The sequence below is a fragment of the Chitinophaga agri genome (assembly GCF_010093065.1).
Lineage (GTDB): Bacteria > Bacteroidota > Bacteroidia > Chitinophagales > Chitinophagaceae > Chitinophaga > Chitinophaga agri.
This window is the reverse complement of the sequence record NZ_CP048113.1, coordinates 485,651-507,540: the sequence shown is the minus strand read 5'-3', so window position 1 is coordinate 507,540 and position 21,890 is coordinate 485,651. Positions and strand designations below refer to the sequence as shown.

Below are 21,890 nucleotides of genomic sequence, written 5' to 3'. Positions count from 1 at the left end.
AGGGATCAATACTGATCTATAACATATTCAATATTCCTTCATTCTCAATAATGATCATACCTTGTCTGTCGGTGGTTATACCTTTTTGCAGCTTGTATGTATACTGAGGGACATTGTTCTGCATAATAGTAGGCAGGAACTCGAAAGAGATCTGTGAACCACCATTATTCAGGGCATGTCCAACTTCAAAGATATGTGTTGAAATGATAAAAAAACAATTTGTAAAATTGGTAAATGCTTCTGTAACAGCGAGTGTTGCATCATAGGCATCTTTTACATTTGTTCCTTTAAACAGTTCATCAAAGATGATAAATAAGGATTTACCGGTCGCTACTTCTTCCGCCACTTTTTTCACCCGCAGCACTTCCGCGTAGAAGTGGCTATATCCTTTATTCAGATCATCAGGAACGTTCACGGAGGAATAGATACCGTCCAGGAGGGAGAATTGTACATCGGTTGCGGCCACGGGAAATCCCATATGTGCCAGGTAAAGAAGGATACCCGTAGATTTCATCAGGGTTGACTTACCTGCCATATTGGCGCCTGTGAGGAATAATACATTCGTTGCTGTATTAAAGAACAGGGAGTTGGCAACACCTTTATCAAGCCCGGGATGTCTCAGTCCTTTTGCTTCCAGCTTGTTCCGGTCTTTCGGCAATGCCTGTGCATAAGAAAATCCTTTGGCCCTGGCCACACCGGCTACGGCTATATACAGATCCGTTTCATAGATCAGTTCCAGCAGCATTTTCAGCTGACCGCGAAATGTACCTGTTAGCATGTGATGTAGCCGTACATTATCCAACAGGGACCGGGAAGAGCTGTTAAGCTGTTTGTATCGCACGTCAGTAATAATGGTCCGTACAATGTCTGACCATTTCTTCCATGGCTGATCTTTATCGCGGCCTTCTTTCTCCAGTTGCCGGAGGAGCTGTTCACAGGCTTCCAATATGGCGATGCTACTGTCTATACCTGTTAAAGCCAGTTCATAGGTATCATCTCTGACCAGTAGTGCCGCGATCTTCTTCCTGCTCAACTCCCAGAGGGCCAGGAGATAGCTGCCATCTCCGCCTTCGTCCAGATAGGACTCCATACGTTCCAGCTGCTTATCATCAAAAGGGAAACCGGTAGGATGATCATTGAAATAAAGAAAGATCGCGCTTCTGTTGTTGATCGCTTCCACGTCTGACAGCGGATGAAGGAACATGGCATCCAGTAGCTTCTCTGCCCCCCGGGTCTTCACTTTATTGAAAATACTGAAAACTGAACCAGGATTAAATTTGCCTAACAAGGACAGATCGTCTAACGTTTGTTTGTCTGCAATAAAACTCATGTGTTCGTCTTTACTGTTTTTTTTCTGGCCAATATATCGAGGATACCTTCATTTCTGATAATGACCATCCCGTGTCTGTCAGCCGTAATGCCTGATTGCAGTTTATGCGTATATACGGGCTTGTTACCATCCATTAATGTGGGCAGGAATACGAAGTTGATATTTTCACATTGTGCCCTGAGCACTTCCCCGGCTTCAATGATGTGTGTGGACACCATGAACATGCAGTTCTTTCTGCGGGCAATGGCACTGGTAACAGCGATCGTTGCCTCATGCGCATCCTTTACATTTGTACCACGGAATAATTCATCGAAGATGACGAAGAGATATTTATCCCGGCTAAGTTCCCGCGCTACATTCTTGATGCGGAGCACTTCTGCATAAAAGTGGCTGGCACCCATACTCAGGTTATCGGGAAGGTTGATGGTCGTGAATATACCATCCCGCACGGAAAACTCCATCCTGGAAGCAGGTACGGGGAAGCCCATCTGCCCGAGGTACATACAGATGCCCAGGGCCTTCATGAACGTAGATTTCCCTGCCATATTGGCCCCTGTCAGGAATATCACGTTGCTGGAAGGAGTGATGGTAATAGTATTGGTGACAGGTGTCGTTAACGAAGGATGATAAAAATCTTCCAGCAGCACCGTTTGCTGTTCCCGGGGAAGGGCATTGGGGAAAGCGAACTTTTTCTCTGCCGCGATACGCGCGACCGATATATAAACGTCCGTCTGATACAACAGGTATAACAGCCGTTTCATCACCTCCCGTTGCCGGAAGCGGAGTATTTTATCATACTCCGCTACTTTGGCAAAAGGTAATTTATGTTTGGCTGGCTCGTGTAACAGCGACTGTAGTTCCGCTTCTTTCAGCAATTGCTCTATCGCTGTCAGTTCTTCACTGTACGGCGTTGCTGCCATCTGCTGACGGACACTATCCGCGAACCGGAGGGTTGTCTGTAAAATAGCGATCAGGCACTCTACTCCTTTCTCAATGGCTTTATAGGCATTATCACCGGCTATCAGCTGATTCAGTTTTCTACCCAGATTATCCTGTTGATCACTCAACCGGCTACGTTCATCTGTATGCTGCAGGTACTGTTCGGCCCCATCGAACCACACGGCATCGTAAGGGAAAGATACGCCGGCGGTCCCGAAAGAACGAATGGTTGTACTACGTGCGTTAATTGCAGCTGCTTCCGACAATGGATTGCGGAACATTTCTTCCAGCAGCGCTGATCCTCCCCGGGTATGCGTGCGGTCAAAGATGGCATAGATGCCACCATTTGTACCGCTTTTGCCGAAGATGTTCAGATCAGTCAGCGTTTGTTTATCCGTCATTAAGCTCATACCAGCAACTATTTTATTTTCTTTTTCTTCTGATCAATAAGATGGTGCTACCAATTATGAGGATGCCAGGGATCGCCCACATCAGCAGGTATTTCAGCATTTTCACTCCCTCTTTGGTAAGAGTAATATCGTTATCAGAAGAACGTGGGCGGCTTACATCTACCGGAACAGTGCCATAAGATAACCAATGGAACATACCCGGGATCAGCGAGAAGTTAGAAGCACCGTAACGTCTGATCGGCGGGTTCATACCACCATTGCTGATACAGTCGGCATCTCCCAGTATCATAATACGCTGTTCTTTATCACCTACCTTTCTTGATAGTGCATAGGCAGTTACAAAGCTGTCTGCCTTCTCTCCTGACGCTGCATCCAATGAAGCAGAATCATTCACGAAATCGATCGTCTGCAGTTCATTCCATGTTTTCATGGTATCGACAGTTTGTAATACAGGTACTGCCGTAAACCCTTTTTCAGGACTAAATATCAGACCGGCACTTTTCACCATACCTACATACTTACGTTGTTCACGCATCATGCTGAATATAGGCGCAACTTTCTCAGCAGCGGCAGTAGGTACTGCCATTACAACGTTGGCTGCCACGTCCAGTTTAGGCTGCACCAGCTGACCAGGAATTGTCTTTACACCAAACTGAGCGATGAAAGATTCCATGATAGGAGAACCGGGCTTCAGGGAGATAGCGAGATTACCACCGCTGGCGATGTAGGCATCGAGTTTCTTCTTTGTGGCAGTATCCATGGCCTCTTTCATATCTGAAATGACAATGATGTCGATTCCTTTCGGGATTTCCTTATCGCCCGTCAGGTCCAGTGAAACTACATCGCAACCCTGGTTGGTGAGTGCATAACGGAAGGTTTTTACAGATGAGAAGAGTGTGTAGTCCTTCATTCTGTCTCCTTCTATGCTTCTTTCTCCCTGTCCCTGCAGGAAACCGATCTTAGGCAGCTTCATGACCATCCTCTTGAACATGGCAGAAACTTCTCCTTCATCAGGAAACTTCATCATGTCGTCGTAGATCCTCAGCCATGCTTTCTGTCCATTTCCTCTTTCTACCAAACGAACGAAGGTATTGCCCTCATCTTCCAGATTGATCTGCTTTTTGATCTGTTCAGGTGTGAGGAACATATTGATATCAAGTTCACGGATCTCAGCCTCCTTGTTCGCCATTTCAGCGAGCGTTTTATCTTTATAAACAAAATCAAGGCGTGGATTATTAGTCGGTTTATCGTAGTAATAAACGTATTTCAGTTTCGTCTCTGGTTTGAAACGGATATATTGTTTTAACCGCTCTTTATCTTCATTCACCTGGCTTGGAATACCATGATAATATTCTCTATCAAGCAGGTTCACATAGGTAGTGATCGTCAGATCACCATCGAGCTTGGCCATAATAGCCTGGCTGTTAGGCGTCAGTGTATTACGTTTGGTCTCTGTCGTATCGTAATAGGCCATAAATACCGGGCGGGAGGTAACATAACCCAGCAGCATCGCCAGGAACACCACCAATGAGTATTTACTCCATACGGTCGCGAAGGATGCATGCGTACGGCCAGCCTGCAGTTTCTGAATGCTCAGGGTCAGGAACATGGCAATAACGATAACAAAATACAGCACATCTTCACTACAGATCAATCCACCGATCATTTCGTTACAACGACCAGAAATAGACAGCCAATAGGTAATGTCACGAACAAAATTAATGTCCTGCCATACTTTGTTCATGTAACTGAGTGCAGCCAGTAATACCAGCGTACCCAATGCAGCCACCACCTGGTAGGAAGTGAGACAGGACATAAACAGCCCGATAGCAGCGTATGCGCACATCAGTAGGTACAGGGATAATAAACCTGAAAATACAGAAGGCAGATCGAAGTGTTCCACCGTACACATGCCTATCACTACATATACCAGCAATATACCGATCAGCATGAGGCTATAGAGCATCATGGCAGTGAATTTTCCATAAATGATCTGTGCGGAGGTAACAGGTGATGAATATAATAATTTAATGGAACCGCTGCTCAGTTCACGGCTCATCAGCCCCATGGTCAGCAACGGGATATAGAGATAGAGATAGCCCTGCACGGTCGTGAACAAACCAAGATTACCTGAAAATATGCTGGCAGTGATAAAGGCGTTACCAAAACCTACATTCTTTGCACGAACGATCTCCTGCAGATGTTCAACAAAGGACATTCCGGTCTGAAAGGCGAAAACCACCAGTATCATCCAGGCAATCGGCGAATAAAACAAGGTGAACAATTCCGCCTTGGCGATCTTAAAAATACGTCTCATTTAATATCTTGTTATCAGATTTTACTTATTGTTTTTCTTCGACAATCTGGCGAACACTTCATCCAGCGAACTTTTCTCTATCACCAGTTCCATCAGTCCCCAGTCCTGGTTCACACTGGCAGCAGCAAAGCGTTGCGCGGTTCTCTTCTCGCCATCATACCCCAGGCGGTAACGGTAGGGAGCGATCTGCTCTACTGATCTGATACCTTCCACGCTCATGAGGGCATCGCTTACCGGAGGAGTGTCCAGCGTTACTACGAGGGTGTTAGGTTCTATGTAGTTATCGAACATCTCCAGGGAACCCGAAAATACCATCTGTCCTTCTTCGATCATTTTGATCTCTCTGCAGGTAGCCTGTACCTCTGTAAGAATATGCGTGGAAAGCAATACAGCACGGTCAAGCGCGATCTGCTTGATCAGATTACGCACCTCCAGGATCTGATTGGGGTCCAGTCCGTTGGTAGGTTCATCGAGTACCACGAACTTTGGGTTATGAACAATAGCCTGTGCGATACCAACACGTTGCTGATAACCACCGGAGAGGTTACGCAGGAGGCGTTCTCTGAAATGGGCCACTCCGCATCTTTCCAGCACATCTTTCACCGACTTTGCTATCTGGCCTTTCTCAACCATCCGGAGTTCAGCGCAATAGGTCAGGTATTCTTCCACTGTAAAGTCGAGGTAAAGGGGCAGCTTTTGCGGCATAAAACCAATATTGCGTTTCGCCGCTACAGGATCGTCTTTCAGATTGATACCATCGATAAACACTTCGCCTTTCGATTGTTTTAATACGCCACAAATGATATTCATTGTGGTAGATTTACCAGCTCCGTTGGAACCCAGTAGTCCCACAACTCCCTGGCTGCTGATCTCAAAATTTATATCTCTGACCGCCCACTGTGATGCATAACGGTGAGACAAGTTTTCAACTTTTACGATGGTATTTTCCATGCATTACGGATTATCTAATAAATAATTTAGCGGGCGTAAGCGTTGCTTACACTATTACCAGTACAAATAAGGATGTGGAGCGTACCGGTCTTCCGGTTGCCCGGGGCTAAAACCCCGGACAGGCGGAAGGATCAGGTATCAATAGGTGGCGTTCGCAATTGCGCGTACGTCAATATTGTATCTGGACTTATAGTAGTTCACGAGTAAGTCAAATTTCTGTTTGATCACAGGATAAGCAAGGTATGACGCCATCTGCTCATCAGTGCGCGTAAGGATGGCCGTGATATAGGTGGCAATATCGTTGCTCTTCGCCTGCGGCCAGGAATAAGTGCCATAGTACCATTCCGATGGATTTCCATTAGGCAGATAGGATACCGGCATAAATCCTCTTTGTCTGAATGCATCAACATTCGCAGGATTAGACGCATTTATCGGAGAAGCCGGATAGGTAACATAATCGCTGATATCATAGAATGAATCCGGCACGTCCAGTATCTTATTCTGGATATAGTAGTTCCAGATAACGCCTATCAGCGCATTTCTCTTTGCCACCTTGCTGGCCGGGGTCATGGTACGAAGCGACGCATTCATACCGGCGAAGGTGATGGACTTGCCTACTATCTTATAGTCAAAATACAGGTATTCTCTTCCTGGAGGATATCCTACACGATATTGTTTGATCGTATCCGCCATCATTACACGATATGGAATGCCCTGATTTTTCTTAAAGTCTTCCGGAAGGAACTTCAGCCATATATCATGAAGAAAGTTCAGCATATCCATGGTGTATGCGGGATTACCCAGCACCGCGGTATCTATTTTAGAATTGGATCCACCTGTAGATGGCACCCAGAGGAAATCCTTCTGGGTAAAGTTGTACAGGAAATAGGAGCCGTATGTATTATAGAGAGACAGGATCTTCTCATTGGCATCGGCCGGTGCATCACCCTGTGGCAGAATATAGTCAGCCGGTACATCGGTAGCCGGACCGATGGCTGTGTCTTTCTTACAGGAGAACAGCGCCATGCAGCAAAGACCGGTGATAATAATTATATACTTCATAGAAGATGAATTGCTTGTTAGTAATATTATTGTCCAATTCTGTCAGGCATCTGACCAGATGGGTTCTGTTTAAGTCCTGAATTTTTCAATATTACACTTGTAGGGAATGGCAGTACATACATCGGGTCAGCTTTAGTGAGCTTGTAGTGTACTACATTTTCTCCGAGGTCATGCTGATACCGGTGAGAGATTTCAGGCATACCGTAACGACGCAGGTCGAACCAACGGAAGCATTCGTAAGCGAATTCCTTGCGGCGCTCGTCTCTTACCGCCTGCAACAGCGTAGCCTTATCAGCAATATTCTCATCAGTATAACCCTGGATACGTTTACGTCTCAGATCGTTCAGGTCCTTTAATGCAGCACCGAGTTCGCCCAGCTGTACATTTGCCTCTGCCCTGTTCAGTAACGCTTCTGATGAGCGCATGGCTTGTCCCAGATCGACTACGAAAGGAAGTTTGGATACAAGATTTACACCTGTACTAGATAAGGAAAAACCTATTCTGTACCTTGCATCCTCTGTGTCATATGTAGCAAGGAACCGGGCTGCAGGTGCATAAGTGTTCTGATTGGCCTGTGTATTACCACCAAACACCCATTCTACTTCCGCATTATTATAATTCAGCCAGCTACCAGACTTGGTATCCAGCGTAGTCATGTCCGTAATCTTGCCCCCCTGTTCAAAAACCTTGTTCGCTTCTGCTACACTTTCCTTCCAGTTCTCCATGTAAAGGAACACGCGTGATAGCAGGATATGAATAGCCGGCTGATTGATATGAAAGTCTTTGCGCATGATCGGCAGCGGGTCCATCAGGGCGGCGGCTTTCTGCAGGTCGCCGACTACCTGTGCATACACCTCTTCAACAGTGGCCTGTGACATTGGACTCGAGACAATACCGGAGGTCAGCTTTAACGGAACACAAAGTGATTTGGCATTATAGTTATATGGTTCTCCATAAAGATTAGCAAGCCGGAAATAATACATGGCGCGCACCGCCAGTGCTTCTGCTTTTACGCGGTCTTTTTCTGACTGGGTACCTATGGCCTTGTCTATATTCTCCAGCACGGCATTACAACCCATAATTTTGGCGTAATACTGTGCATAGGTGGTCACAGAAGGATCTTCCGCGATAAGGACGCCCATACCATCCATATCAGCAAGTTTAGGTTGCCAGCTATACCAGAGAAAATTCTGTTTCGCATCATAAGATCCCACGACGTAGGATGGATCATTAGCATATTCCAGGAAAAAATCGACATCATCGTCCATGAGATAGAGATACTTCATAGGCTCGTTATTTGTCATATACCCGGATCCTATCAATAGTTCTCTGAAATCGGTAGCCGTTTTCGGGATCACGTCACTCTGCGATTTCTCCTCTAAAAATTTCGTACAACTGCTTAAGGTAAGCAAACCGGCCAAACCGGCTATTAAAAATAACTTACGTTTCATTCGCTTTAATGTTAGAGTGTCATGTTAAATGAAAGGGACGCCATTCTGCGTGCAGGCCAGCCGGCTGTTTCCGGATCGTACCCTCTCCATTTCTTGTCGAAAGTGATCAGGAAAGGATTGGTCAGGCTAAGCGCTGTGCTCAGACGTTTAATATGTATCCTTTCTACAACTGACTGCGCAAATTCATAGTTCAGCGATACCTGGCGGCAACGGATGAAATCCGCGTTGCCTACCATATAATCGGATGAGTTATACATCGTGTATGGTGTCAGTACAGTTGCGGCATTCAGCTGCGGCAGTCTGAGTTCATAATAGCGCGGATTTCCCGGAGGGATCACCGGCACATCGGTATTTACTTCATCGCCCGGATGCTGCCAGCGTTCCTTCAGGATACGTGGTACGTTCTGTTCAGGCGTTGGTGCACCACTGGCATTATAAAACGCAGGTATACGCTTGCTGGCGCCAAATGCCATTGCAAACTGCGCATAGAAGGTGATATTCTTATATCTTAACATGGTGTTGGCACCACCAGAAAAATCAGGCTCCATCTTACCGGACTTCACGAGATACTCAAGATCATTGGCAGTTGGTTTAATATCCATATAGTTAAACATAGGGATACCGGTATTGTGGTTCAGTCCAGCATATGAATACGAGTAGAAGGTGGAATAGGCTTCCCCATTCACGATCGCCTGACCGCTCAGATAGTCACCCAGCATGTTCACCCGTTCATTCTGCTTCACTTTGTTTCTCGCCAGACCGGTATTGGCAGATATCTGCCAGGTAAAGTCCTTCGTTTTAACAGGCGTAAAACTCACCAGCAGGTCGTACCCTTCGTTCTCCATCTGGGAACCAAAAACGGTGGCTGCGCTCATACCGTTTTCAACAGGTATCTGGTGGGAAGCCAGTACGTTACTTGTCTTTCTGAAGTAGTTGGCAGTGGCATTGAATCGGCCGTTCCACAGGGCTACATCTATACCCAGGTTCCAGGTCTTCGTTTTCTCCCATCCCAGATCAGGATAGGGCAGCGATTTGATATTAAGTGTGTATTGTTTGAACTGGCTATTCAGTCCGCCGTCAGTAGCAATGAGGTATGGCGATACCGCTTCAACAGCATTTCCCTGGTAACCATAGGTAGCTGACAGGTCCAGCGCGTTGAGCCATTTGCTGCGGTTCAGGAATTTCTCATTCGCCAGGCGCCATCTACCACCCAGTGACCAGGTAGGCTGGAAGCGTTTGTTCTTATCCTGACCAAAGCGGTTGGAAGCATCGAGGCGCGCGTTGAAGTTGAAAATATACCGGGCGTCATACGCATATACTGCAGAGAAATATTCACTCAGGAAATTACTTTCCTGGTTGACGATCTTGGAGTTCAGTCGCATGTCTTCATTCAGATCATCAGCGCCGGTGTTACCGAGGAATACTGGTCTCAATGGTACCGGAGCATACGTCTCACCTCTGTAATGCAGATATCCGTAACGGCTGTTGGTGTTTCCTTCCAGCAGAGCGGATCTGGCTTCTATACCACCCTGCAGGGTCACATTATGTGCCTGTCCGAACAGACGGTTGTAAATAAGGGCGTTCCTTAAAGTATATCCTCTGTTGGAAGCACTCTCCAGCTGGGCCAGTCCACCGAAAGGCAGACGGCTGGACAGCTCCTCCGGACTGTTGGATGATACGGTACCGAATTCATATCCCCTGTATTGAGCAATAAAATTAGAGAGCTCGGTAGCATAGGATTTTATACTGGAAGTGGCAGAAGTATAAGCCAGGAGACCCTGGTATTCCAGCCCTTTGGCCAGCTGATAACGTACATCAATCGTTGATCCCAGTGTGGTGGTATTATTCCTGTTGCTTGTATTGTCCAATTCATTCTGGATATTGTACAGGTAGGACAATTTATTCGGATACACCGTACTACCACCTTTAGATGTCAGTTTCTCATGGTAGAAGAAGGTGCCGTCATCGTTGTACATAGGAATGGTCCTGGCAGTCTTGTAGGCATATTCAAATGGATCCACACCATACGCAAAACCATGGGTGGTACGAACAGTACCATTCAGCAGTAAGTTAACCGTCAGTTTCTTACCGAATTTCAGTGTGGTATTGGAGGAAGCGGAGAAAGTACTAAGGTCATTTCCTTTAGCTTCCCCTTTCTGCTGCTGCATGTTGAAGGAAGTTCTGTTCATGATCTTTTCCGTTCCGCCGGAAATACTGATACTATGGTTTTGGTTAAATGAATTCCGGAACAGCAGTTTAAACCAGTCAGTGTTCTGATTTTCCATCTTTCTGTATTTCGCCACGTAGGTAGGATAGTCTATTTCCTTGTTCTGTAACTGCTGGATAAGCTGACCATAACCAATGGGTAAAACCGTGTTGGTATAGCTGTCACGGTTTGCGTACACCTCTTTGGAGAACTGCATCAGTTCCTGAGAGTTCATCAGATCATACATACCATAGTTAGGACGCTGACCAACGGACAGGCTGTTAGAATAGGAAACAGCCAGCTGGCCCGGGCGTGCTTTTTTCGTAGTAAGAACGATCACCCCGTTTGCAGCCTGCGAACCATAGATGGCGGTCGCTGACGCATCTTTTAATACAGTGATGCTCTCGATATCATTCGGATTCAGCCAGGCGATAGCGTTGGATGCGATCAGTCTGAGTTCTGTGGCATCACCGGCGAGAGAACCATTACCATTAGGGATCGGAAGCGGGTCACGCTGAATAATACCATCTACCACCCAAAGCGGCTCCTGGTTACCCAGGATGGTGGAAGTACCACGGATACGGATCTTAGGACTACCGCCTACCTGGCCGGTTTGTGTAATAACGGACATACCGGGAACAACACCCTGCAACATCTGATCTATCGAGGTTTCGCCGGCAACTTTTATATCATCGGCTCTTACGGAGTATACTGCACCCACATAGTTACCCTTGTTGACGTTCATGTACCCTGTAATAACAACGTTATTCATTTCAAACTCCTTTCTGTTCAGGGTGATATTCAGCAACAGGTTATTACCTTCTGTTACCAGCAGGGAGCCTGCCTGGGCTTTATTGACAGTATAGGCAGAATATCCGTTGGCAGATTTCTGCACGGCAATTTCGAGTGATTCGAATCCCAGCATGGAAATCTGGATCACGGCATTTTCAGGAAGGTGGTTAAAGTAAAAGGTACCATTGCTGTTGGTGATGGTACCGTTAACCGTATTCTTAATTCTCACTGACACACCTGACAGCAGTTCTCCGGTAGTGGCATGGATCACACCGGTGATAGTGTTAGGGGCCGGCAATTCAGCGGCCTTGCGTGACAGTACAATAGTTTTATCCTTAATCAGGTAGGTAACGGGCAGATCCTTCAGCATTTCGTCCAGGAATGCCGTTAATGGCATATCCGTAGCCGAAACCGTTATCGTGGCTGTTTCGCTGATGGTGTTTGTATTACTGAACACAACGTATCCAGTTTGCTGCTTGATGGCAGAAAATACTTGTTTATAAGGTATAGTTTTACCCGATATAGAGACGGTTTGTGCATGGCCTGTAGCGGCCGCCTGCAGGATGACAGTAATTAATAATACAGCTGTTAGTTTCATCGCCAGATAGATTTTGGTTAGACTGGCTCTTGTTACCCGGCAATCGGGTGGCCAATAGCGTTTTTTTTGCATAAATTGCATCAGATTTGGTTGTTAATAAATGTGAATCGTAACGACATTTTTTGCACTAACCAGGTCATGTTAAACGTCACGGCCGCAATCCGTGACGTTTTTTTTACTGGTTAGTTTTTGGCAATAATCATCCGGACCGGAATAATCCGGTCATTAGTACATTGTTGGCATAGGCCTGAAAGTTTACTTGTTTAGTACGATTAGTTTACGTCCCTCTACCCTAAAATCGACCTGAAACCTCTTTAAAATATCCAATAGATCCGTTAAGGCAATTTGCCTGGTCATTTCCCCGATAAACTTATCTGAATTGGGAATACCGTTCTCATATACTACTTCTATATCATACCATCGTTCCAGGTCACGCATGACCTCTTCCAGGGTTGCGCCGTCGAAGTTGAACAAGCCATTTTTCCAGGCTAATATCTTCTCCGGATCCTGATGATCGGCTATGGTGATCAACTGTTCTTTAATGCTTGCCTGTTGGCCATGCTGCAGCGTTACAGCTTTTCTATGATCGGTTGATACTACTCCTACCCTGATGCTTCCGTCAATCAGCGTAGCACGGATAGAGCGCTCATTCTCGTATGCATTCACATTGAATGTAGTCCCTAAAACTTCTATATCGATCTTATCTTTAACTGCTACAATAAAGGGCTTGTTTGCATTCTTTACTACATCGAAGTATACTTCTCCTGTGACCTCCACCCTTCTTTCATTACCAGGAAAGCTGGTCGGAAAACGGATGGAGCTGGCAGCGTTCAGCCACACGTTGGTACCATCGGGTAATGTTACATGGAACTGTCTGCCCGCTGGTGTCGTCATTTTATTATACTGCATTTCCATATTTCCGGCAACAGTCGGATCGTATACCAACTGACCCTCCGACAGTACGATGGAGGCCCCGCTCTGGCTAGCCACGATACCGTTATGCAGGCTATCCAGCACTACTTCCCGGCCATCTGCCAAGGTGAGGATAGCGCCTTGTTTTCCAGGCTCTATATTAACAGGCAGAGAAGCGATGACAGCTGGTTTATTGTGCACACGGGATGTCCAGTAATAGGCACCGCCCAATAAAAGCAGGGCGGCAGCTGCGGCCCATCCCCATTTTCTGAAATAGATGGTACGTATACCAGCAGGTGCGTCGTTAAATGCAGGAATATGCTGACTTATTTTCTGGCTGATCTTTTCTGAATCATAGGCATAGAACTGTTGCAGATGAGTGGTCAGTTGCTGAGGATCGGTCATCTCTGTAAAGAGATCACGGTGGTGTTCTTCTGCATTGATCCATTCGGTCAGCTCTTTCTGCTCAGCTTCGTTCAGGCTGTTATCAAGATACTTAACGATTAATGCGGCTATATAATGATTCTTCTCTGTCATGCTATACTACTAAAACAACTAACTCTACCTTATATACCGGTCTATCTTAATTTTTTTTATTTTTTTTTACCGCTGCAGCATATTCAAGGCCAGCGCGAGCATGGGCAGGGAAAGTAACTTATTTTTAAGGACAGCATTCCGCAATAATGCGACACCTTTGGCTTTTTGGTTCAGCACTGTCTGATAAGCCATATTTAATTCGGCGGCAATTTCGGGTGCGCTTTTCCCTTCTATAATAGCCAGGCGTACTACTTGTCTGCATTGTGGAGGCAGCTTTTCTATTTCCCCCGAAATAAGCTGTAAGACCTCTGCTTTGATATAGGCATTCTCTACATCTATTGAGAAACGATCAGCACCATGTTCTATTGAATGATGGATATCATCATGACGCTTCTGTGCCTTTATATAATTAAGTGCGGCATTTTTAGCTGCGGTGAACAGGAAGGACCTGAGTTGCCCCAGTGAGGGGAAGTCCTCTTTTCGCTGAAAGGCGCTGATAAAACATTCTGAAACAATATCCTCAGCGGCCATAGTGTCCGCTACCAGCTGCTCTGTGAAATAACAGAGTGGTTGCTGAAATAAGGCGTATACCTGGTGTAAAGCTTTTCTATCCCCCAGTTGGAAGGCGGAAATCAGCTCAATTTCCTCATATGCTGTTCTAGACGACAATTCTTTATTAATACAGTTGGGATCACAAACTAGGGCAAAAAAATTTAAAGCTCAAACGTATCCGCCAAATATTTAAATATTATTAAGTAGTATATAATATAAAAAATGTGTGTGTTGCTGCCAACAGATATCAGAAATGCCGGCTCAAGGGGCGCTTCATAATGCCGGCTCCGGTAAGAACCTACACGTTAGTTGTATCAGCTGGCTGATACCGGGGAAAGGGCTATACGCAGCTGATAAACTTTTCTTGTGACTACCTGAAATATTTCAATAAGAAGAGGTATCATATTCGCCGGTTACTGTCGAACCGGTAATTATGATACCTCTTTCATTAAATACATCTCTTAAGATCAGCTGATGAGCGTTTTGATCTCGAGGAATTCTTCCAGTCCGATCCCTCCGTTCTCCCTGCCTATACCAGAACTTTTATACCCTCCAAATGGCGCCATCGAATCATGTTTAAGTGTGTTTATCAGTACCCTACCCGTTTTCAGTTCTTTGGCGAGTTCCTTTGCATGAGCAGGATCTCCCGAGCTGATATAGGCCATCAGGCCGTACTCTGAATCATTGGCCATTTCAATAGCTTCTTGTTCGGCATTGTAGCTGATAACAGATAATACGGGGCCAAAAATCTCCTCTCTTGCGATACGCATATCGTTGCTTACACCGGTGAAAACAGTTGGCCGGACATAATATCCTTCTGATAATCCTTCAGGATGTCCTGGTCCTCCTACTAACAGTTCCGCACCTTCGTCCAGGCCGATCTGAATATATTGCTGGATACGTTCAAACTGTCTTTTATTGGCCAGAGGGCCTAATTTGTAATCGCCCTCCCGGGGATCTCCTACTGTGAAATTCTCAGCAGCTGTAACGAGTAGCTGCTTTACCTCTTCCAGTTTAGAGGCCGGTACAAACAACCGGCTACCAGCTATACAGGCCTGTCCGTTGTTCATAAAAGCCGCCTGTAATGCCATTGGAACAGCCGTCTGCAGATCGGCATCTGCTAAAATAATATTCGCTGACTTTCCTCCCAGCTCCAGGGTCACTCTTTTCATGGTATCGACGGCGCGTTTTGCCAGGATCTTACCTACTATTGTGGATCCGGTAAAGGAGATCTTGGTTACTTCCGGACTGGCCATAATGGCCTCTGTGATCACCTCACCGCTGCCGTTGACCATGTTTACAACACCGGCAGGAAGTCCTGCGGCATCAATACATTCCATAATGATCTCTGCCTGCCATGGGCAAAATTCACTGGGCTTCAGGACGATCGTACACCCTGCTGCCAGTGCTGCGGCAACTTTCAGCGCTATTGCACCCGCGGTGGCATTCCATGGCGTAAATAATGCAGCCACACCTACAGGTTCTTTTATCACAGTACTCTCATTCACCCTGATCGTAAATGGATAATTTTCAAGGACCTTTATGCCGTCCAGGAAGGTGGTTGCGGCAATCACGTTCGCCCATCTGGCACGTTCCCTGGCAGCCCCATATTCTACAATAGTAGCGTTGACCAGGTCATCTATCCGCTTAAGAATTTCGTCATGGATCGCTTTCAGGTATGCGGAACGTTGTTCGACCGTTGTCTTACTATATGCAGGCAACGCATCGGCCGCTGCCCTGATGGCATGCATGGTATCTACCTGGTCGGCGTAGGTAATTTCCGCGATCGCCTGACCATTCAAAGGACTTATAACTGTTGTTGACGCTGTACCATGGGGGGTAGAAAATTTCCCATTGACATAAACACTCTTAACTGTTTTCATATCATTCATTTTGTCCCTACAAAGGAAGGACATTTTCCCCCCCCGCATTTTGTTGTACGGTCCATTTTACTTTGTGTAAAAGTTCAGCTTCTCATACCGGAGTGCCACGCAGCCACTACTGAATGCATGTGAAGCCACTAACTGTAAATCCAGGTTTTCCGGTAGATGCATTTCAGTAAACAAACGCCGCCCCTGTCCTACCATTACGGGATGAACGACCATGTGGAACTCGTCTACCAATCCCCATTCTATCAACTGTGCAGGCAATGCTATTCCTCCTGTAGAAATGCCTTTACCAGGTTGCTGTTTCAGCTTCAGGATTTCCTCCCTTACATTATCACGGATGATGGTTGTCTGGTCATCCGCTACGCTATTGACGGTTTTCGACACCAGGACCCTGCTGAGACCCGCAAACACATCGGCAAAGGCATTTCCCGTCTTATCCATTGATTGTGTTCGCGCCACCTCGGGCCAGAAAGGCACCATCAGTTCATAGGTTTTCCGTCCGTAAATGACCATGTCCACACCCTCCAGCAGCGCTCTGAAATAATCATGTACATCCGCTCCACCACCGAATCTGGTGTGATCGCAGCAACCATCCAGACTGATATTGATACCATAGATCAGTTTCCTCATAGCATGTGTTTTTACTGTACTTAAATGTAAGGAACTCCGGTTAAACGCGTGCGGCCTGGCAGTAGGCCAGACACGTTTATAACCGTTATGTGAACCAGCCCATGACGGGCTTTACAACAAACAAATAGAGAAAATTTCCCAATCTGATAAAATAATTTCCGCTTTCGATAGCTGATATTTCCACCGACCTGTGCACTTTTGCAGCCTAATTTAACTTTGTTTTATGGGAATGTATCGGGGGAGCCGAATTTCGGGACTTGCGCTAATACTAGCATTCTTCTTATTTAATGTATCTGCCATCTATGGAAATGATATAGATGACAAGCCAACAGGCATTTCTGGTCTTGTTATGACCAATAATGGAGAACCCGCTCCGGGAGTCACTGTGATTATACAGGAACTATCCAAAGGGGCTATTACCAATGAAAACGGTCTGTTTACATTCAAAAACATTCCGGTGGGCACCTATCATCTGAAAGCATCACTCATCGGCCTGGACCCTGTTGTTGTAGTCGTAAAAGCGGAAGAAGGCCGGGAAAATTATATTAAGATCCTGCTAAGTGCTTCCTCCCAAAAGCTGGAAGAAGTAGTCGTGACCAGTGGAGGGAACCGTTTCGGCAGAAAAGAAAGCGTGGATGTTTCTAAAATGCCGCTGAGCAACATGGAAAATCCGCAGGTTTATACCGTTGTGAGTAAAGAACTAATGAAAGAGCAGCTGATCACAGATTACAACAGTGCTTTTAAGAATGTGCCGGGCGCTGGTGTCGCTGAAGTAAGGAACCAGGGTAGAACCACCTTCATTTCCAGAGGTTTTCCGACGCCTCAGCTGGTTCGTAACGGCGTAAGCAGTTTCACCTACACGACGATCGATCCGGTAAACCTTGAGCGTATTGAGGTGATCAAAGGGCCATCCGCGACGCTCTTTGGTAGCACGGTATCCTCTTTCGGGGGGCTGTTTAACAGGGTCACCAAAAAGCCTTTCGAAAATTTTATGGGGGAAATTTCCTACTCCGGTGGAAGCTGGAACCTGAACCGCCTGACGATGGATATTAATTCGCCACTGAATAAAGAGAAGACAGCTTTACTGAGGGTCAATACGGCTCTCCATAGTGAGAACAGCTTCCAGGATGCCGGCTTCACCCGGAGTTTTCTGATAGCCCCCAGTTTCTCCTATGCGGTGAATGACAGGCTGACCCTTTCCCTGGACGTTGAGTTCAGTTTGAACAAAGCGACCTCTCCTACCCGGCTGGCACCTTATACAAAAGGAACCGCAAAAAGCATTACGGACTTACATATTCCCTACAGGCTTTCCTTTGCAAACAATACCATCACCTATTCCAGTCAGCAGTATAACATCTTTGCACAGGCGAAATATATACTTTCAAAAAGCTGGACTTCACAGACAATCGTTTCCCGTACACGCTCTTCTTCTGATGGAAACGTCGTACAGCTGACCATGACATCCGACACGTCTTTACGTCAGGCTGTCACTAACCAGGAATTTCCCTATTACGGAACTGATATTCAGCAGAACTTCATCGGCGACTTCAAAATCGGCGGATTAAGGAACAGGATTGTCGCTGGTCTGGATTTCTACAGCCTGCGATCCACCCGTAACGACGCTACGGTAAACCTGACTCCTATTGATGTCAGAAAACCAGGGACAGCATATAACAACTTTACACTCGAGAAGGTAAAACCGCTGTTTGCGAATGCTACTTTTTCCAACTATGTAGCCGGAAGAGAAGAGACTTACAGCGCCTATGTATCTGATGTCCTCAATATCACTGATAAGTTGCTGGTAATGGCCAGTCTGCGTGTGGACCGGTACATGAACAAAGGAACTTATTACCCTGCCCTGGACTCAACGGCTGGCAACTACAATCAGACCGCCCTGTCACCGAAATTCGGCGCAGTATACCAGGTGCTGAAAGACAAGATCTCCGTTTTCGGCAACTATATGAACGGCTTTAACAACGTTTCGGGATCTGATTTTGAAGGAAATACTTTTAAGCCTACACAGGCCAATCAATGGGAAGGCGGGGTGAAATTCGACCTCAGCAAAATAAGTGCAACATTAAGCTACTATAATATTTCTGTCACCAACGTTACACGTGATGATCCGGAGCATGCTACCTATTCCATCCAGGATGGTACACAGCTAAGCAAAGGATATGAAGTGGAAGTGATCGCCAACCCGATAAAGGGGCTGAACATCATCGCTGGTTATACCTACAATGACAGCAAATTCACTAAAGCCAATGCTGCTGTAGAAGGCCTTAGACCGACTACTGCCGGTCCTGACAAAGTAGCCAACCTGTGGATCAGTTATCGTGTGGCCTCGGGAACTGCTAAAGGACTTGGCTTCGGTTTTGGCGGTATTTATGCGAGCGAGTACTATCAGACCAATACCACTGCGTTCAAATTCAGCATCCCTTCCTATACGGTGTTGGATGCGGCTGTCTTCTATGATAAGCCAGCATACAGGATCGGGTTGAAGGTGGATAATCTGACCAATGAGAAATACTGGTCTTATCGTCTGGCAGCACAGAATCCTACCCGCGTTACTGGTAGTGTGACGTTCAAGTTTTAATGATATACATCCGGGATATCAGGGGCTGACTGTAATGGTCAGCCTCATTTTTTTTTGTTTGTATAAAATGCCTTTTAGTTGAATACATCTGGCAGGTTAGAAATTTTAGGAATATATTTTGTTTTTTAAATCATTTTATTACCTTTGCGCTCCCTTAGGGAATGATTCCGTAGCTCAGTTGGTAGAGCAATACACTTTTAATGTATGGGTCCTGGGTTCGAGTCCCAGCGGGATCACTGGAAATTAAACGCTTCAAGTTCAAAGACTTGGAGCGTTTTTGTTTTCTAGCATTTCATGCATTATCTTCATTATCAACCTTCAAGCGGGTTCGAGTCCCGGCCGGGTTCTTTTTAATTTGCGATATCTAATTGGGCAAAATTCCACTTATAATTAAAGTAGATTGTATTTGATTAAGCCTATTTAATATGAGATTCTCATTAACTTCCTAACTTAGCTCCTCGTTTTCTATATTCGTTGTCTATTAAACTCCATATCGCATAATTGCGTTAAATAATCAACAATCTGGTTCAAGTTTCCCATAGTTTAGGGGCACAAAAACCTGGCTTGGAATAGAAGTCGGGCTTTTTTTGTAGGAAGTACTCATTAGATCCGCAACGAGCGCGAATAACGGATTATTTCCGGCTCTGGTTGAAATGTTGGAGATTTGTACGAAATTGAGAATTTTAAACGTAGAATATCGACCTCTCTTCGAACTCCGATGTTCTATATTTACCCTGTTTACTTAAAAGTGTCATCATTTACCGTAGAAATCCAGTCAGAGATTTCATGATTTAAATTATGGGGGTCTTCTGAATTAGGCTTTCTAATTTTGCTTCCTTGAATTGAAATAGAAGTCTTCATTCCCCGGCTCATTTTCTTTACCTGGTTGACAAACTATACGATATCTTATGGTATGGTTTAACGCATTACACTATACATTATATGAAAAACATTAAGCCGTATTCCAGAGCCCAAAACCATACGTTCACCATATTTGGAGTGTTGGATTATCGCCAGTTTTACAACAGGGTCAAGCCTATAGATCCAATTGAACAGCTTTTAAAATACCCTACAGACGTGTTGATTATCATGCTTTCAAGAATAAATGCGATTATCTTTGAGAGCGACGGTACCCCCAATCAAATTGATCACGACACATTCCGCCTTGTATTTAACAGAATGAACAGATCGATCTATGAACGGTTGATCAAAATACGCTTGACTCAGGAAGGGAGGCATGCTGCTATCTTTACTTCGCAGGCTATTGTTAGCCTTATGGCGAAACTTATCGCCCATTACAGGCCAATAAATGATCAGGACAGGATCAATGAAGAGGGGGAGGCGCTCTTGCAAATGGAGTTGTTCGATGCAGTCCTTGCCATTAATGACACTTATTACAACCGTGCAGATAATAAAAATTTATTGTCAATAACTCACCTGTGGAAGATGGAACTATTTCAGCAGGAATTCGCCAGGAAGAAAATCAACATGTATGGAGTTAATGCATTCAAGGCTTTTTTATTCTTTCGTTTTGTGGGAGAGCGATATGGCGAAACCCTTTTAAATGAATTTGCCGATGCATTCGGTGTAGCGTCTCCCTATAATTTTTATTTCGTGTTCCTGCAAACTATTATATCTTCTTATACCGGCTATGAACAGGATAGGCAGCCTCGATATTGCATAGTCGATGAGACTTTGGAACGCGTGCTCGAACCTTTTATCTATGATCCTACTGCCGTACCTGCCAGCGCTTTTTCCGGCGAGGCCTTTGCTCTGATCAACCAGCCCTTTTACCGTTTTTCGGAAGGGGTAGCTGTACTCGATTTTGATTTCTTCTCGAATTTAACCGATATCAGTCTCATTTATTATTTTTATAAAGTCACCTCATTGAGGAAAAATCATGGTATAAAAAATTACAACGAGTACCTAGGGATAATCGGAAAACATTTTTTTGAGGAGTATATAACGCTTCAGTTGGTCAGGCAAATATTCATGCATCGGCACGACAGAATCAAGACAGATAAAGATGATCCCCAATATCCCGACATTCTAATAATGCAAAATAACAAAGATGTATTTGTCATTGAAGTGAAATCTGCCAGAATACATGGAACGGTAGTGGATAGAGCCGATACGACAGGGTTCGAGCAATTCCTATATGACCATTTCGCCAGTGAAAAGAAATTAGCAGGAGAAAAAAATAAGGGTATATATCAGCTAAGAAATCAAATCCGTTATCTCAAGTCAGTCGGCAGAAAATTCAGAATATTTCCTGTAATTGTCTACACAGAGCCATCCCTTGATATTTCAGGAGTCAATACTTTTCTTGATGAACAATTTGATTCTATCATTTTGGATGACCGATCTTCCTTCATAAAAATTCATCCACTTACACTGATTCATCTACATTTCTTTATTAGATATTACCCAGGGTTAAAATCTGAACGCTTTTTCTTACGAGACAGAATTACTGAGTACCATGATCGTAAAAAGAAGGAATTAAAAGATGCTATTAAAAAAGCTAACCCCTGGACCTATCTTACCGCACAATTTTCTTTCATGCGCTTTATGGAACAGACCTACCCGACTGGTAACCCGATGAATTATTTTGAAGAGGTGGCTACAGATTTCGGTTTTGGGGAACAGGCTAAAGGCGCTGAAAATCTTTCCATTTAACCTTTTTTGTAATTTCGAATTTTCGTAAAATTCGACAACATAAAT

13 protein-coding genes and 1 tRNA gene are annotated in these 21,890 nt (G+C 45.2%); 3 read left to right on the top strand and 11 right to left on the bottom strand.

Features of this window, described 5'->3' with window-relative positions:
- Nucleotides 1–16 precede the first annotated feature (16 nt).
- From GWR21_RS01975 to GWR21_RS01925, 11 genes are all read right to left on the bottom strand, one after another.
- Complete coding sequence (locus GWR21_RS01975; protein WP_162330104.1) at nt 17–1,330, bottom strand: MutS-related protein; 1,314 nt, start codon at nt 1,328–1,330, stop codon at nt 17–19.
- Nucleotides 1,327–2,679, bottom strand: a complete 1,353-nt coding sequence (locus tag GWR21_RS01970) for a MutS-related protein (RefSeq protein ID WP_162330103.1) — start codon at nt 2,677–2,679, stop codon at nt 1,327–1,329. The genes GWR21_RS01975 and GWR21_RS01970 overlap by 4 nt, the downstream gene beginning before the upstream one ends.
- Before the next feature lie 13 nt (nt 2,680–2,692).
- Complete coding sequence (locus GWR21_RS01965; protein ID WP_162330102.1) at nt 2,693–4,996, bottom strand: Gldg family protein; 2,304 nt, start codon at nt 4,994–4,996, stop codon at nt 2,693–2,695.
- A 21-nt stretch (nt 4,997–5,017) separates the two neighbouring features.
- Nucleotides 5,018–5,947, bottom strand: a complete 930-nt coding sequence (locus GWR21_RS01960) for an ABC transporter ATP-binding protein (RefSeq protein ID WP_162330101.1) — start codon at nt 5,945–5,947, stop codon at nt 5,018–5,020.
- Nucleotides 5,948–6,085: 138 nt separating this feature from the next.
- A complete protein-coding gene (locus GWR21_RS01955; protein ID WP_162330100.1) occupies nt 6,086–7,009 on the bottom strand; it encodes a hypothetical protein in 924 nt (307 codons plus the stop codon).
- A gap of 26 nt (nt 7,010–7,035) precedes the next feature.
- Entirely contained in the window at nt 7,036–8,460 is a 1,425-nt protein-coding gene (locus tag GWR21_RS01950) for a RagB/SusD family nutrient uptake outer membrane protein (RefSeq protein ID WP_162330099.1), read from the bottom strand.
- 11 nt (nt 8,461–8,471) lie between these two features.
- The gene (locus tag GWR21_RS01945; RefSeq protein ID WP_162330098.1) at nt 8,472–12,056 is read right to left on the bottom strand and encodes a SusC/RagA family TonB-linked outer membrane protein; all 3,585 of its coding nucleotides are present in this window, start codon (nt 12,054–12,056) and stop codon (nt 8,472–8,474) included.
- A 255-nt stretch (nt 12,057–12,311) separates the two neighbouring features.
- Nucleotides 12,312–13,505 carry a FecR family protein gene (locus tag GWR21_RS01940; RefSeq protein WP_162330097.1) on the bottom strand — a complete coding sequence of 398 codons (1,194 nt, stop codon included), beginning with the start codon at nt 13,503–13,505 and terminating at the stop codon, nt 12,312–12,314.
- 66 nt (nt 13,506–13,571) lie between these two features.
- A complete protein-coding gene (locus GWR21_RS01935; RefSeq protein WP_162330096.1) occupies nt 13,572–14,174 on the bottom strand; it encodes an RNA polymerase sigma factor in 603 nt (200 codons plus the stop codon).
- Between the two features lie 350 nt (nt 14,175–14,524).
- Complete coding sequence (locus tag GWR21_RS01930; RefSeq protein ID WP_162330095.1) at nt 14,525–15,940, bottom strand: aldehyde dehydrogenase family protein; 1,416 nt, start codon at nt 15,938–15,940, stop codon at nt 14,525–14,527.
- 66 nt (nt 15,941–16,006) lie between these two features.
- On the bottom strand, nt 16,007–16,576 hold the full coding sequence (locus GWR21_RS01925; protein ID WP_162330094.1) for a dihydrofolate reductase family protein: 570 nt from the start codon (nt 16,574–16,576) through the stop codon (nt 16,007–16,009).
- Nucleotides 16,577–16,799: 223 nt separating this feature from the next.
- On the opposite strand from GWR21_RS01925, the gene GWR21_RS01920 reads away from it, so the two are divergent.
- From GWR21_RS01920 to GWR21_RS01910, 3 genes are all read left to right on the top strand, one after another.
- On the top strand, nt 16,800–19,169 hold the full coding sequence (locus GWR21_RS01920) for a TonB-dependent receptor (protein WP_162330093.1): 2,370 nt from the start codon (nt 16,800–16,802) through the stop codon (nt 19,167–19,169).
- Between the two features lie 163 nt (nt 19,170–19,332).
- Nucleotides 19,333–19,405 (top strand) — tRNA-Lys (locus GWR21_RS01915).
- A gap of 706 nt (nt 19,406–20,111) precedes the next feature.
- Entirely contained in the window at nt 20,112–21,845 is a 1,734-nt protein-coding gene (locus GWR21_RS01910) for a hypothetical protein (protein WP_162330092.1), read from the top strand.
- Nucleotides 21,846–21,890: the final 45 nt, after the last annotated feature.

Coding starts and splice junctions, on each gene's coding strand:
- GWR21_RS01975 (WP_162330104.1), bottom strand. CDS start 1,330: ATGAGTTTTATTGCAGACAAACAAACGTTAGACGATCTGTCCTTGTTA.
- GWR21_RS01970 (WP_162330103.1), bottom strand. CDS start 2,679: ATGAGCTTAATGACGGATAAACAAACGCTGACTGATCTGAACATCTTC.
- GWR21_RS01965 (WP_162330102.1), bottom strand. CDS start 4,996: ATGAGACGTATTTTTAAGATCGCCAAGGCGGAATTGTTCACCTTGTTT.
- GWR21_RS01960 (WP_162330101.1), bottom strand. CDS start 5,947: ATGGAAAATACCATCGTAAAAGTTGAAAACTTGTCTCACCGTTATGCA.
- GWR21_RS01955 (WP_162330100.1), bottom strand. CDS start 7,009: ATGAAGTATATAATTATTATCACCGGTCTTTGCTGCATGGCGCTGTTC.
- GWR21_RS01950 (WP_162330099.1), bottom strand. CDS start 8,460: ATGAAACGTAAGTTATTTTTAATAGCCGGTTTGGCCGGTTTGCTTACC.
- GWR21_RS01945 (WP_162330098.1), bottom strand. CDS start 12,056: ATGAAACTAACAGCTGTATTATTAATTACTGTCATCCTGCAGGCGGCC.
- GWR21_RS01940 (WP_162330097.1), bottom strand. CDS start 13,505: ATGACAGAGAAGAATCATTATATAGCCGCATTAATCGTTAAGTATCTT.
- GWR21_RS01930 (WP_162330095.1), bottom strand. CDS start 15,940: ATGAAAACAGTTAAGAGTGTTTATGTCAATGGGAAATTTTCTACCCCC.
- GWR21_RS01925 (WP_162330094.1), bottom strand. CDS start 16,576: ATGAGGAAACTGATCTATGGTATCAATATCAGTCTGGATGGTTGCTGC.
- GWR21_RS01920 (WP_162330093.1), top strand. CDS start 16,800: ATGGGAATGTATCGGGGGAGCCGAATTTCGGGACTTGCGCTAATACTA.
- GWR21_RS01910 (WP_162330092.1), top strand. CDS start 20,112: ATGAAAAACATTAAGCCGTATTCCAGAGCCCAAAACCATACGTTCACC.